General features: G+C 53.6%; 14 protein-coding genes. 12 read left to right on the top strand and 2 right to left on the bottom strand.

The window, feature by feature from the left end; all coding sequences use genetic code 11:
- Positions 1–18: 18 nt before the first annotated feature.
- A complete protein-coding gene (locus tag HRQ63_RS06810) occupies positions 19–1,263 on the top strand; it encodes a DUF418 domain-containing protein (protein ID WP_172241087.1) in 1,245 nt (414 codons plus the stop codon).
- A gap of 71 nt (positions 1,264–1,334) precedes the next feature.
- On the opposite strand, the gene fsa is transcribed toward HRQ63_RS06810, so the two are convergent.
- The gene (gene fsa / locus HRQ63_RS06805; RefSeq protein ID WP_172241084.1) at positions 1,335–2,018 is read right to left on the bottom strand and encodes a fructose-6-phosphate aldolase; all 684 of its coding nucleotides are present in this window, start codon (positions 2,016–2,018) and stop codon (positions 1,335–1,337) included.
- 233 nt (positions 2,019–2,251) lie between these two features.
- On the opposite strand from fsa, the gene HRQ63_RS06800 reads away from it, so the two are divergent.
- The 10 genes from HRQ63_RS06800 to HRQ63_RS06755 all read left to right on the top strand — a co-directional run bounded on the left by HRQ63_RS06800 (position 2,252) and on the right by HRQ63_RS06755 (position 10,663).
- Positions 2,252–3,076: a DsbA family protein gene (locus HRQ63_RS06800; RefSeq protein ID WP_172241081.1), complete on the top strand. Its 825-nt coding sequence runs from the start codon at positions 2,252–2,254 to the stop codon at positions 3,074–3,076.
- Positions 3,077–3,218: 142 nt separating this feature from the next.
- A complete protein-coding gene (locus HRQ63_RS06795; RefSeq protein ID WP_172241078.1) occupies positions 3,219–3,686 on the top strand; it encodes a DUF2500 domain-containing protein in 468 nt (155 codons plus the stop codon).
- Between the two features lie 52 nt (positions 3,687–3,738).
- A complete protein-coding gene (locus HRQ63_RS06790) occupies positions 3,739–4,281 on the top strand; it encodes an O-acetyl-ADP-ribose deacetylase (protein ID WP_229714288.1) in 543 nt (180 codons plus the stop codon).
- 27 nt (positions 4,282–4,308) lie between these two features.
- Positions 4,309–5,268, top strand: a complete 960-nt coding sequence (locus tag HRQ63_RS06785) for an acetylxylan esterase (protein ID WP_172241072.1) — start codon at positions 4,309–4,311, stop codon at positions 5,266–5,268.
- A gap of 383 nt (positions 5,269–5,651) precedes the next feature.
- Complete coding sequence (locus HRQ63_RS06780; protein WP_172241069.1) at positions 5,652–6,515, top strand: VOC family protein; 864 nt, start codon at positions 5,652–5,654, stop codon at positions 6,513–6,515.
- A gap of 261 nt (positions 6,516–6,776) precedes the next feature.
- Positions 6,777–8,099, top strand: coding sequence for an SPFH domain-containing protein (locus HRQ63_RS06775; protein WP_172241066.1), 1,323 nt, complete (start codon positions 6,777–6,779; stop codon positions 8,097–8,099).
- A gap of 19 nt (positions 8,100–8,118) precedes the next feature.
- Positions 8,119–8,601, top strand: coding sequence for a hypothetical protein (locus HRQ63_RS06770; protein ID WP_172241063.1), 483 nt, complete (start codon positions 8,119–8,121; stop codon positions 8,599–8,601).
- 65 nt (positions 8,602–8,666) lie between these two features.
- Entirely contained in the window at positions 8,667–9,188 is a 522-nt protein-coding gene (locus tag HRQ63_RS06765) for a hypothetical protein (protein ID WP_172241060.1), read from the top strand.
- A gap of 48 nt (positions 9,189–9,236) precedes the next feature.
- The gene (locus HRQ63_RS06760) at positions 9,237–9,950 is read left to right on the top strand and encodes a uracil-DNA glycosylase (protein WP_172241058.1); all 714 of its coding nucleotides are present in this window, start codon (positions 9,237–9,239) and stop codon (positions 9,948–9,950) included.
- Positions 9,947–10,663 carry a YjjG family noncanonical pyrimidine nucleotidase gene (locus HRQ63_RS06755; RefSeq protein ID WP_172241055.1) on the top strand — a complete coding sequence of 239 codons (717 nt, stop codon included), beginning with the start codon at positions 9,947–9,949 and terminating at the stop codon, positions 10,661–10,663. The genes HRQ63_RS06760 and HRQ63_RS06755 overlap by 4 nt, the downstream gene beginning before the upstream one ends.
- A gap of 67 nt (positions 10,664–10,730) precedes the next feature.
- Here HRQ63_RS06755 and HRQ63_RS06750 read toward each other — a convergent pair whose 3' ends face one another.
- A complete protein-coding gene (locus tag HRQ63_RS06750; RefSeq protein WP_172241052.1) occupies positions 10,731–11,543 on the bottom strand; it encodes a GNAT family N-acetyltransferase in 813 nt (270 codons plus the stop codon).
- A gap of 237 nt (positions 11,544–11,780) precedes the next feature.
- On the opposite strand from HRQ63_RS06750, the gene fumC reads away from it, so the two are divergent.
- Positions 11,781–13,160 carry a class II fumarate hydratase gene (gene fumC / locus HRQ63_RS06745; protein WP_172241050.1) on the top strand — a complete coding sequence of 460 codons (1,380 nt, stop codon included), beginning with the start codon at positions 11,781–11,783 and terminating at the stop codon, positions 13,158–13,160.
- Positions 13,161–13,170 lie beyond the last annotated feature (10 nt).

Here is a 13,170-nt window from a genome sequence, read left to right as displayed (position 1 = left end):
GATGCAGAGGTGATGGAGATGGAGTTGACGCAAAGTAAAAGGATTCATTTGATTGACGGTTTGAGAGGATTCAGCTTGTCGGGAATCATCGTGGCGAACATGCTGATTTTCCAATACGGCCTGCTCGGGGAAACCATGCCGGAGCTGTTCGGGATCGCGGGAGCGGATTTCGCGTTCCATTCGTTCCTGTTCATCGCGGTCGTCGGAAGCTTCATGCCGATTTTCGCCTTCATGTTCGGACTCGGCATGGTGAAGTTGGCGGATAGCCTGAAAGCACGGGAATTGCGTCCGAAATGTCATTTGGCGCGCCGTTTTCTGCTGCTGTTCATTTTGGGTATGCTGCATGCGACGTTTTTATGGGAAGGAGACATTTTGACTTTTTACGGGGCGACCGGATTTTTCCTGCTGTTGTTCTTGAACCGCAAGCCTAAAACGCTGCTTGTCTGGGCCGCGCTGCTGCTGGCAATCATGGGCGTGCTGGGTGCTTTTCCTTCCGATACCGGCGTGACGGAGTTCGGAGACTCGGAGCATACGCGAACGTACGTCATGCAAAGCCGCGACGTGTACGGAAGCGGAACCTATGAGGAAATCAAAGATTTCCGCAATAACGCCGATCCGTTCGGAACGGGCGAGGCATGGATCATGGCGGTCGCCGTCCTGCTAGCGCCGCTGATGATCGCGCCCATGTTCCTGCTGGGGATGAGGGCGGCGAAGGTCGGCACGTTCGACGACCCCGTTGCCATGCGCCGGACGTACGCGCGCCGAGCCGCCGTTTTCGTTTCGGTCGGCTTGCTTACCAAATCGTTCTCCGTGATCGCGCCGCAGTTCGGCGCAAGCGGACTTCCGGGGGTGGGGATCGGCGATACGCTGGGCGGATCGCTGCTGGCGTTGGGTTATATTTACGCGTTCGCGCTGCTTTACGCAAGCAGCCGCCGCTTCGCGATTTTGAAGCGATTCGAGGCGGTCGGACGCTTGTCCCTCACGAATTATCTGATGCAAAGCGTCATATGCACCACGATTTTCTACGGGTACGGCCTGGGATTATTCGGGCGCGCGGGAGTAGCGGTCGGAACGCTGATCGTGCTGGCCGTATATGCGGCTCAGCTGTGGCTCAGCCCGTTGTACCTGAACAAATTCCGCAGCGGTCCGGTCGAGAAAGCGCTGCGCGTCTGGACGTACCTGTCTTGGAAAGGGCAGCCGAGGAAGCCGGTGCGCGTCGAACCGCCTGAGAACGCCGAACTTTCCGAACGGATTCGCGCCTGACGCAACGTCAAAAAAGCCCGCTCGGGAAGAGCGGGCTTTTGTTATAAGGAAACGAGCCGGCCGTGCGAAAATCAAGCTTTCGTATCGGCTTTTTCTTTGACGGAGTCGGCGGCTTTAGGGACGCTTTCCCAGTCTTTGAGGAATTGCTCGATGCCTTTGTCCGTAAGAGGGTGAGCCCACAGTTTCGGCAGGATCGAACCCGGAATGGTCGCGATATGCGCGCCTGCCAATGCGGCTTGCTGGACATGGCCGATATGGCGGATGCTGGCTGCGATGATTTCGGATTTGAGATCGTACGTGTCGAGAATGGTACGAAGATCCGAGATCAGCTCCATGCCGTCCACGCCGATATCGTCGAGGCGTCCGATGAAGGGGCTGATATAGGTCGCGCCCGCTTTGGCCGCCATGAGTCCTTGCGCCGCGGAGAAGATCAGGGTCACGTTGGTCCGGATGCCTTTTTTGCTGAGCTGGCTGCACGCATACAGGCCTTCTTCCGTCATCGGAAGCTTGATAACGACGTTCGGTGCCCATTGTGCGATTTCCAGCGCTTCCGCGATCATTTCGTCGCCCTTGAGCGATACGACCTCGGCACTGACCGGACCGGGAACGATAGCCGTGATTTCCTTGATTACATCCTGAAATTGGCGACCTTCTTTGGCGATCAGGGAAGGGTTCGTCGTCACGCCGTCCACCAAGCCCAAACGTACGATCCGTTTGATTTCGTCCAGATTACCGGTATCCAAGAAAAATTTCACGTCGATTCCTCCTTAAACGAATTAGGAAGTTTTCGTGCTCTTTCCGCGAAAAACCCCGCACCTATTATTTTCACCTTTTCGATTGATTATGACACATTTTTCTCGGAACTATGCTTGGAAGCTTGAATCGAACCCTTAAAACTCGATATAATTACAAATAGTCGACTCTGTACGCTGGCGGCATTCTGTCGTGACGTAAGAAACGGACAAACTCGAGGATAAGGGGAAAAAGGATGAGTAAAAACAAAAAGCCGGCGCCGAAAAACGGCAAGCCGCAGGGCGCGAAGAAAAACACGGGGGGAGCGGCAAGACCGCAAGGCACGCCGAGACCGCAAAATCAAAATACGGCCGCTTCCCAGTGGACGTCGGGTTCAAAGCGCAAAAAGAGTAATTTGGGCGTTATCGCTTTGGGCTTTGTCGGTCTGATCGTGGTGTTGGCGGTACTGATCTTCGTGCTGACGAAGGTAGGCGAAAACCAAACCACCTCTTCCGCGGAGCCTGTAATTTTGACCAGCTATGACGCTTCCAATCAACCGACGCTCGGCGATCCGGATTCGAACGTGCAAATCGTAGAGTTCGGCGATTACAAGTGCCCGGATTGCAAAATCTGGACGGAAACGGTACTGCCGGAACTGCAAACGAAGTACCTCGATACCAATGAAGCTTCGTTCCAATTCGCGGACTATCCGTTCCTGGCTGACGACTCCATGCTGTTGGCGCTGGGCGGACAAGCTTTGTACGAGCAAAATCCGGAGTACTTCTGGGCATACAACAAAGCCGTCTATGCGAATCAGGACACAAGCAAGGTTCGTGAGAGCTGGGTTACCGAAGACTACATCGTCAACCTGGTCAAAGAAAACGTACCGGATGCCGATATCGAGAAATTCACGAATGATCTGAAAAATAAAACGTACCAGGCAGCCGTCGATGCGGACGTCAAAGCCGGGGACGATAGCAAAATCACGGGTACGCCTTCCATTTTCGTGAACGGAACGAAGGTCGAAAACCCGACGCTCGAAAACGTGGAAGCGGCCATCGAAGCGGCGAAAGCAAGCTAAATCAATTTGACGCCTCATGCATAAGCACCCTCGACAGACGATGACCGGAAATTCCGGTACGCTGCCGCAGGGTGCTTTTTTTAAAAACAAACGATACGGGCGAATAGAGCGTTCTTACAAAAGAATCGCAAAGAGAGAAAGGATGATCGGAATGGGCTGGCCGGATGGAGAATTCAGACAAGATATTAACGGAAACGTCGTGTATGAGACGACTTCGCACGAACCCGGAATCATGGAACGGATCAGCGGGTTTTTTGACGGGGCGCCGCTTTGGTTCGTGATTCCGTTTATTTTGATTATGGTCTTGATTACTTTAACGTTTGTATTCGGCATCGGCTCTGCAATCATCAAATCAGCCAAGGAAAAACGCAATAATGAAGCGGCAGGTATTTTGACCGTGCCCGCACGCGTATTCGGCAAGCGCGAAGAGATGAGAGGCGGCGGAGAATCGAGGGTTCGGACGGTTTATCATCTTGCGTTTGAATTAGAGAACGGCGAGCGCAAGGAATTTCAAGTAGAAGGCGAGCGTTACGGCGTTACGGCTGAAGGCGATTCGGGTATGTTGACCTTTATGGGGACGAAATTCGAGAAATTTGAACGTGCACGATAATCCGGAGCCCCAATAAGGAGAGAATCGACTGATGCAGATCAAGATTAACGAGGTGACGATCAAAATCGTCCGCGGCGATATCACCAAATACGCCACCGATGCGATCGTCAACGCCGCCAACTCGTCTTTGCTCGGCGGCGGCGGCGTCGACGGAGCGATTCACCGCGCGGGCGGGCCAGCGATTTTAGAGGAATGCCGCAAGATTCGCGATCGCCAAGGGGGCTGCGATACAGGGGAGGCGGTCGTGACGACGGCAGGCAAGCTGCCCGCGAAATTCGTCGTGCACACCGTAGGACCTGTGTATCAAAACGGGAACAAAAGCGAGGCGGAGCTGCTGAAGCGCTGTTACGTGAACTCGATCCAAGCAGCCGTAGACGTCTCGGCACGGCGCATTTCTTTTCCGAACATTTCGACGGGCATTTATGGATATCCGAAAAAAGAAGCGGCGGAAATTGCCGTGACGGCTGTAAAAGAAGTCATTCAAGCGTATTCTGCCGATTCCGGCGAAACGTTTCTGGAAGAGGTGGCCTTCGTCTGCTACGATGAAGAGAACGAACGACTTTACCGGCAGCTTTTGGAGAAAAAAGATCGGTAAATCGGCAAAAGGAGAACCCGAATCACGATGACTCATGCGATTAAAGCACGAATTCAGGATCTGGAGCGCTACAACCCGTCCCAGACGGCGGAAAACGACCTGGAAGAATTTTGGTCGAATACGCTGGCGGAATACGCGGAAAAACCGTTGAACGGGAAAAGAGAACCCGTCCGGACTCCGATGAGCGGCATGGACGTTTACATGACTACTTACGAAGGCGCAGACGATACGCCGCTGCATGCCTGGTATTTGACGCCGAAAGCCGAGCAAGGAACGAAGTTTCCGTGTATCGTGCATTATCACGGTTATACGGGCAGCAAAGGAATGCCGGAGCATTTCGCGCATTATATTCTGATGGGTTTCGCTGTGCTGTCGGTGGACGTCCGCGGGCAGGGCGGAGATACGGGCAATCGCCAGGAGCAGTCTTACGGCGCGATCCGGGGCTGGGTCACGCCGGGCATTTTACGGCGGGAGACGGCTTATTATCGGGCGATCACGGTGGATGCGATTCGCGCGGCGGAGTGGGCGGCCGCTCAGCCGGAAACGGACGCCGAGCGTATTTTCGTCATCGGCGGCAGCCAGGGAGGCGGACTTGCCATGATCGTTCCCGCACTGAGCGACGTGCCGAAAGCGGCGGTCGCTCATATCCCGAATATGTGTCACATGGATTTCGGAATCTTGAATTCGAACAGCTCGTTATCCGAAGCGGCAGAATTCGTGAGTCGGCATCCCGAACATTTTGACGCGGTACTGAAGACGCTGAGTTATTTCGATAACTTGAATTTGGCGCCGCGCATTCAGATTCCGATTATGGTGTCTTGCGGCCTTAAAGATCCTTGCTGCATGCCGGAAACCGTCTACGCCGCTTATAACCGGATCATGTCGGAAAAGGAAATGCGCGTGTATCCGTTCGACGGACACTGGGTATCGGATGGGCAAAACCGCTTGGCGATGGAGTTTTTGGCCCGGTACGCGGGATTGGTTTAATCTTACGTACAGAAGCTTCTGAAACTGCGCAATCGGCGCAGGTTTCGGAAGCTTTTTTTGCGTAAAAGCATTTAGGCCGTGTCTTCAAACCTGCCAATGTGCATCTTTGGCCGCCTTTTCGTCCTCCGCGGATATCGACTTGAAGCATGTCGCTATCCACCAATGGCAGCGTCACTTTCCCTTGACGTGCCCCGGCACGGCTGCGAAACTCTTCCTTGTCGCGAACGAAAATTCGGCTTCCTTCGGAGTTTTCAAACAAGCCCTAATTTTCTTTAAGTCACATACTTTACTTTTGTAACCTTGTGTATTATGATGAAGGTACAATAAATATTACTCAAGAAAAACAAATAATGATATAAGTAAACAAAATGGAGGCTATTGATATGAGCAGCTATCGCATTCATCCGGAAGCCCATATGGGACGGGTTCAATTGAAAGTAAGTCAAATTGAACGGTCGGTACATTTTTACAGTGAAGTGATCGGACTCGAACTGTTGGCTCGGACGGAAAAAACAGCAGAGTTCGGCGCAGGCGGCAGCGAGGTGCTGCTGGGGATCGAAGAAGTGCCGCAGGCACAGATCATGCGTCCTCAATCGGTCACGGGTCTGTACCATTTCGCTATCCTGCTTCCCGACCGCGCGGCGCTGGGGACAACGCTGCGTCATTTGGCCGAAACCGGCATGAGCATCGGGCAGGGGGATCACCTCGTCAGCGAAGCCTTTTATCTGAATGACCCGGACGGCAACGGAATCGAAATTTATGCGGACCGCCCGCGTTCGCAGTGGCAGAAGGACGCCAAAGGCGAGTATGTCATGGCGACCGATCCGGTCGACGTGGAATCGCTGCTGAAGCTTGCGGGCGCATGGAACGGTCTGCCTTCGGGCACGGTCATCGGCCACGTTCATCTGCATGTCGGCAATTTGTCGGATGCGCGCAAGTTTTATGTAGACGGACTCGGCTTCGACGTGGTGCTGCACTTCGGCAATGCGGCTTTATTCGTATCGGCAGGCGGTTACCACCATCATATGGGCTTGAATACCTGGGCGGGCGTAGGCGCTCCGGCTGCTCCGGCCAATGCCGTCGGGTTGAAGTACTTCACGATCGTATACCCGAACGCAGGCGAACGCGATCAGGCCGTCACGGCGCTTCGCGAGGCCGGAATCGAAGTTGCGGATACGCCGGAAGGCCCGTCCGCGCTTGATCCTTTCGGAAACCGCGCGGTACTGGTAACCGCTTCGCTGAGTTAAAAATAATATATTGTAAAAAGCCGAACTAACCTGGCATTAGGTTAGTTCGGCTTTTTTTATACAAGAAAATAGAAACCAGCCTTAGCGGAGGGGAAAATTCAGTGAAACAGCGTCTTGAACGAATTTTCCCGCAGCGCCCCGCTGGTTTCCATTTTCAGTCACACCTCATCTTTTTCGACAAAAATCCTTTGACAACAAGTTGGCGGTATGAGACGGTTTTAAAGTGAGCAAGATCATTAAGCGAAAAAGGATGGAAGAACGATGGCGTTGATCGAAGTCGTAAAATACAGCGGGCCTTCAGGTATGCTCGTCTGGAAATATCCGAATGAAGAGCTTGGTACATGGACCCAATTAATCGTAAACGAATCTCAGGAAGCGGTACTGTACAAAGGAGGCCGTGCCACGGATGCATTCGGTCCGGGACGTCATACGCTTAGTACAGCGAATATTCCGATCCTCAACCACATCGTCAACATTCCGTTCGGCGGCGATTCTCCGTTTACTGCCGAAGTTTGGTATATCAATAAAGCAACCGTGCTTGACGTCAAATGGGGAACGTCTTCGCCGATTCAATTGCGAGATCCGCAGTATAATATTATTGTTCCGGTGCGCGCTTTCGGACAATTTGGAGTAGAGGTCGTCGATGCGCGTTCGCTGTTAACGAAGATCGTAGGCACGCTGCCGCAGTTCGATCAACTGTCGCTCGTGAAGTATTTCCGCGGCATTCTGATGATGAACATCAATGAATTGATCTCGGGCTATCTGGTTCATAAAAAAATCGGCGTATTGGAAATTAATGCGTACATCACGGAAATTGCTGCCGAAATCGAGTCAAAGGCCGGTGTTGTATTCGAAGAGTACGGAATTCGTTTGAAGCATTTCTCCTGCGATTCGATCAGCGTACCCGAGGACGATTCGTCAGTGGCGCGGCTGCGCGAAGCGCTCGCCAAAAAGGCCGAGATGGATATCGTGGGCTACACGTATCAGCAGGAACGTACCTTCGATACGCTGGAAGGTGCAGCGACCAATGAAGGTTCGACCCAAGCGGGCGTGATGGGAGCGGGACTGGGACTCGGCATGGGAGTCGGAATCGGCGGAGCGTTCGGAGGTCAGACTTCTGAACTGGGAAAACTTCTGAATACAGGCTCGACACCGTCCAACGTGGCTCCGGCACTTAAGCAGTGCCCGGATTGCCACACGGGTAATCCGGCCAGCGCAAAATTCTGTTCGGGTTGCGGCAAGGCGCTCAGTGTGCCGCAAGCCCAAGAGCAACAGATGCATCCATGTAACGCGTGCAGTCATCCACTGCCTCCGGACGCAAAGTTCTGCCCGAATTGCGGAGATCGATATCATGCTTGCGCAGGCTGCGGAGCCGATAATGCTGAAGATGCCGCGGTATGCGGAAATTGCGGGCGCGAGCTGCCTAAGCCGTGCGTCCACTGCGGCGAGGTAGTAGATGCTTCGGCGAAATTCTGTCCGAGTTGCGGAAAGAGCCAGGGAGTTGCGGTTTGTTCCGGTTGCGGCCGTGAGTCAGAAGCCGGACAAAAGTTCTGCCCGGAATGCGGGCGGGAGACAGGGCAATAAGAAACGGGGGTGAACGGTAATGACGTTTCTGATAAGGATTGTCGCCTATGTGCTATGTTGGGCAGGGGCGGCTTGGGCTGCTATCGCTTTGATCGCATTGGAGCCAAGCGATATGCCGGGTCATCTTCGTTTTGTCAAAGCTCTTGTCGGGTTCATCATACCGGGCGGTAGTGCTTTGTTGCTCGGATACTTCATGTTTCGTTGGTCCAATCGACGGAGCAAACAAGATCAGCAGTGTCATGGGCAAGAGCCGGATCGAAAGCGCGAAGAGGAACAGCGTTTGCTTGCCGACTTTTACAAGGATAAAGGAAAGCGGTACAAGAGCGGCTTTCCTTTACCCGGTACGGATGTTCGTTCCGAAACATCGAAAACTCCGAAAGTCTCGGCCATGACGTCAAGCATCGCTGAAGGTGTCTGCCGCTCCTGCGGGGCGCGCAAGACGTTGAGAGACGGAATGTCTGTGGAATGCGATTATTGCGGTTCGGTAATCAGCGTCAATTAAACGTTCATAGCAGCACGTCTCCGATCAAGGCGAGGCAAGCGAAGTAAGAATCGAGGTGAATGATTATGAAGGTTATCGGTATCATTATGAATGTATTGGCTGGGCTTTGGGCGGGATTGGGTCTGTTGATTATGCTGATTCCGGATGAAGATTTTACTCCGCTTGAGGATTTTATCGCTTCAACCATTTTATTTTATGCCCCGGCGCTCATCGTCATTGTGATTGGTTCGTTTATGATCCGTGCAGCCAATCTCAATCGAACCAGAGAAGAAGAATACCGCTCCAATCAAGCTTATAACCGTCGCCTGAGCGAAGCGCGAGCCGATTACGATGCAGCTGCGGGCTACACAGGGCCGAGCAGTCGGAACGATCCGCGCCGCGAAAGCGAGTTTGCACCGCCCAATCTTCAGGGAACATACACTTCGAGTGGCAGTGCTTATGACAGAGGGAGTTCCGGCCGTCCGATGCGGCCGACTCAGGCTCCGACCATCGAAGCGGCTTGCCGTTCCTGCGGAGCGCGCAAAACGATGCGAGTCGGAAAGTCGATCGAATGCGAATATTGCGGTTCGACGATTACGGCCGATTAAGAACTCAGCAGGACGACGAAATCTTTCCCGGAAAGGATTTTTCGAGTAATGAAACCGATTTTTGAAAATGACTGGGCAGATATTCTGCACCCTGAAATGCAGAAACCTTATTATCTGGAACTGCGGCGCAAGCTGGCTGACGAGTATCGTTCGCGTACCGTCTACCCGGATATGTACCGCATTTTCAGTGCCTTCCATCTAACCCCTTTCGCGGATACGCGGGTCGTCATTTTGGGACAAGATCCGTATCACGGGCCGAATCAAGCACATGGACTAAGCTTCTCGGTACAGCCGGGCATTCAGGTTCCGCCTTCATTGGACAATATTTATCGCGAGCTTCAAGATGATTTGGGATGCCCGCCGGTGCGTCACGGGTTTCTGGAGCATTGGGCCAAGCAGGGCGTATTGCTGCTCAACAATGTGCTGACGGTACGTAGAGGCGCGGCGGCTTCGCATCAAGGCATGGGCTGGGAAGCGTTCACGGATGCGGCGATTGCGGCGATCAATGAACGGGAAACGCCTGTTGTCTTCATTTTGTGGGGCCGCAGCGCGCAGGAAAAAGGTTCGTTTATCGACGGCACCCGACATCTGATCATCAAATCGGCGCATCCGAGTCCGCGTTCGGCGGATCGAGGATTTTTCGGCAGCCGTCCGTTTTCGCGAACCAATGCCTTTTTGCGTGAAAAAGGATTGTCGGAGATCGATTGGTGTCTGCCTGAATCGCCGGAAGGGTTGAAGGAAGAAGGGAAAACGACGACATGAAAAATTATCAATATATTTTGTTCGATGCGGACGATACCTTGCTCGACTTCCAGCGCTGCGAGCGTGAAGCTTTTACCGCATCGTTGACAGAGTCGGGCTTCGGCTTGGATTTCGATCTGTGCTTCAATCGTTATACGACCATTAACCGGGCGCTTTGGCTCGATTATGAACAAAACAAAGTGACGCAAACCCAGCTTCGCAGCGAACGTTTCCGCCGATTATTTACGCAATTGGCTATCGAAAGCGACCCTGAAGCATTCGGAGCGACCTATTTGCGTCATTTTGCGGCCGGATCATTCTTGACGCCCGATGCGCTTGCGGTCTGCGATGCGCTGAAGCCGAAGCTGCATCTATCGATCATCACCAACGGGATCGGCGACGTGCAGTTCTCCCGTATTTCGGGTTCGGAACTGAAAGACCATTTTAAGCATATTATCGTTTCCGACGATGTAGGCTCGGCCAAACCGGCACCGGAAATTTTCGATTACGCGATGCGCAAAATCGGATGCGAAGACCAATCGCGGGTACTGATCGTCGGCGATTCGCTGTCTTCCGATATTCGGGGCGGGCATGACTACGGTATCGACACGTGTTGGTATAATCCGGGAGGACTGGAGAACAAAAGCGGCATTGTACCGACTTACGAAATTGCAAAGCTGACCGACTTATTGGCGCTGGTGGGAAGCGAGACGGAAGCGGCAAGCAAAGTGTAAAAAATGAAAAGACGGAGCATCCGCGGATGCTTCGTCTTTTTTTTCGCTTCTGATGATCAATGCGCCTTCAAACTCGAAGTACCCGATAATGATGCCGCGCGACAACTTCGAATCCTAGCGCTTGATACAATGCAACAGCCGCAGCATTGTCTTGCAGCACCTGCAAATACAGCTCGGCAGCTCCGCGTTCGACTGCCCAACGCGCCAATTCCGCCGTCATGCGCGCAGCAAGTCCGCGGCGTCGGTAACCCGGGGCGACCGTCAGGTTGCTGATGTAACCGAAGCTGCCTTGCGACACGACCGTCCCCAACGCCGCGACTTCTCCGTTTATTCGCAGGCTGGCAAAGCACTTGTCGGCTTGGATGCCATCGAAGATCGAAGCATAAATCGCGCCGCGTTCGGCAGGAACGTTTTTCAAAGTAATGAATTGTCGCAACCAGTCTTTATTCTCCGGCGTCTGATTCGATCTCGGCAGGTCAACTGCGATTTCGCCGGATTGCGCAGCAGCCGGGCGTGCGGCAATCCGCTCCAACGCAAGCTCCGCCGAACCGGCCATCAAATAACAACGCTCGCTTAGCGTATACCCGGCAAGTGAGAGTTGTTCGTCCAGTCCCGTCGGCGATGTCTCGCTAACGTAGAAGCAGGGATCGATTCCGTGACGCGCAGCAAAAGCTTCGGCTTGTGCCAACCAATCTTTTTCAATCTCGGGGAACGGACCGACTGCCCACACGCTGTTCGCGCGGCGGCTTACTCCGCTTGCCGCGCGCAGCTTCCAACTGCCCAGCGGTTCCAAAATCTGCGGGGGCCAAGCCTCGATCGTCAATTGCTCCAACAGGCGCGCCCGCTCCAAACGATTCGTTATTTGCTCAAATGGCATCATTGGCGGTGCTCCTTTTCAATCGGATGATGCAGCCGATTATAACGTTTCGGTCGCATTTCCGGCAACCCTTCATTTTTCATGATAAAAATGTTGGCCGGAAAGCTTTCTTTTTGACTGTTGAAAACGCTACAATTACAATCAGAGTGAGAAGAATGCTTTGTCTGTATCAAATGTTACAAGGATCATCATCCAGACAACGCAAATATTTTGGGATAGCGACGAAGGAGGAGACGGATTTTGGATTATCGGATCGAAAAAGACACGCTTGGAGAAATGAAGGTACCTACGGACAAAATGTGGGGTGCCCAAACGCAGCGCAGCAAAGAGAACTTTCCGATCGGCCAGGAGAAGATGCCTTCCGAAGTGATTCGCGCTTTCGCGATTTTGAAAAAATCGGCGGCGCTCGCCAACCGCGATCTCGGCAAACTGTCGGAACATAAAGCAGGCGCGATCGCGCGCGCGGCAGACGAGATTCTCGAAGGATTGCTCGACGAACATTTCCCGCTGGTGGTTTGGCAGACAGGCAGCGGCACGCAGTCCAACATGAACGTCAACGAGGTCATCGCGTATCGCGGCAACCAAATGCTCGAAGGCAAAGGCGGCACGGACGAGCGCCTGCATCCGAACGACGACGTCAACATGTCGCAAAGCTCGAACGATACGTTCCCGACCGCGCTGCATGTAGCCGGCGTGATCGCGGTCGAGGACAAGCTGCTGCCGGCCATCGCGGTGTTGAAAGCAACCCTCGACGAAAAAGTCGAAGCGTTCAAAGACGTCATCAAAATCGGCCGTACGCACTTGATGGACGCGACGCCGCTGACGTTGGGCCAAGAAATCAGCGGTTGGTCCGCGATGCTGGAGAAAAGCGGCAGCATGATCAAGGAAAGCGTGCAGCATATGAAGGAATTGGCGATCGGCGGCACGGCGGTCGGCACGGGCATCAACGCGCATCCGGAATTCGGCGATCGCGCCGCTGCTTATATTTCCCAATTCACCCAAGCCAAATTCACGTCGGCCAAAAATAAATTCCATGCGCTGACCAGCCACGACGAGACGGTCTACACGCACGGAGCGATCAAAGGTCTGGCGGCGGATCTGATGAAGATCGCCAACGACGTGCGCTGGCTCGCAAGCGGTCCGCGCAGCGGTCTGGGCGAGATCAGGATTCCGGAAAACGAACCGGGCAGCTCGATCATGCCGGGCAAGGTCAATCCGACCCAGCCGGAAGCGATAACGATGGTCGTGGCCCAAGTATTCGGAAACGATACGACGATCGGCTTTGCGGCAAGTCAAGGCAACTTCGAGCTGAACGTATTCAAGCCCGTCCTCATTTATAACTTCCTGCAATCCGTCAACCTGTTGGCCGATTCGATTATCGCGTTCAACGACAAATGCGCGATCGGCATCGAAGCGAACCTGGACAAGATCGAGCATAACCTGAACAACTCGCTGATGCTCGTCACTTCGTTGAATCCGCATATCGGTTACGAGAACGCGGCCAAGATCGCCAAAAAAGCGCACGCGGAAGGCACTTCGCTGAAAGAAGCGGCCCTGGCTACAGGATTGCTCACCGAAGAAGAGTTCGACCGTTACGTCGATCCGAAGAAAATGATTTAACGAAATTCCT

The organism is Saccharibacillus endophyticus (genome assembly GCF_013185185.1).
Classification (GTDB): domain Bacteria; phylum Bacillota; class Bacilli; order Paenibacillales; family Paenibacillaceae; genus Saccharibacillus; species Saccharibacillus endophyticus.
The sequence above is the reverse complement of the archived record's forward strand: the minus strand, read 5'-3'. Positions and strand labels throughout refer to the sequence as shown.

What these genes read in the sequence shown, in the direction of transcription:
- HRQ63_RS06810 (WP_172241087.1), top strand. Translation starts at nt 19, where the DNA reads ATGGAGTTGACGCAAAGTAAAAGGATTCATTTGATTGACGGTTTGAGA.
- HRQ63_RS06800 (WP_172241081.1), top strand. Translation starts at nt 2,252, where the DNA reads ATGAGTAAAAACAAAAAGCCGGCGCCGAAAAACGGCAAGCCGCAGGGC.
- HRQ63_RS06795 (WP_172241078.1), top strand. Translation starts at nt 3,219, where the DNA reads ATGATCGGAATGGGCTGGCCGGATGGAGAATTCAGACAAGATATTAAC.
- HRQ63_RS06785 (WP_172241072.1), top strand. Translation starts at nt 4,309, where the DNA reads ATGACTCATGCGATTAAAGCACGAATTCAGGATCTGGAGCGCTACAAC.
- HRQ63_RS06780 (WP_172241069.1), top strand. Translation starts at nt 5,652, where the DNA reads ATGAGCAGCTATCGCATTCATCCGGAAGCCCATATGGGACGGGTTCAA.
- HRQ63_RS06775 (WP_172241066.1), top strand. Translation starts at nt 6,777, where the DNA reads ATGGCGTTGATCGAAGTCGTAAAATACAGCGGGCCTTCAGGTATGCTC.
- HRQ63_RS06770 (WP_172241063.1), top strand. Translation starts at nt 8,119, where the DNA reads ATGACGTTTCTGATAAGGATTGTCGCCTATGTGCTATGTTGGGCAGGG.
- HRQ63_RS06765 (WP_172241060.1), top strand. Translation starts at nt 8,667, where the DNA reads ATGAAGGTTATCGGTATCATTATGAATGTATTGGCTGGGCTTTGGGCG.
- HRQ63_RS06760 (WP_172241058.1), top strand. Translation starts at nt 9,237, where the DNA reads ATGAAACCGATTTTTGAAAATGACTGGGCAGATATTCTGCACCCTGAA.
- HRQ63_RS06755 (WP_172241055.1), top strand. Translation starts at nt 9,947, where the DNA reads ATGAAAAATTATCAATATATTTTGTTCGATGCGGACGATACCTTGCTC.
- HRQ63_RS06750 (WP_172241052.1), bottom strand. Translation starts at nt 11,543, where the DNA reads ATGATGCCATTTGAGCAAATAACGAATCGTTTGGAGCGGGCGCGCCTG.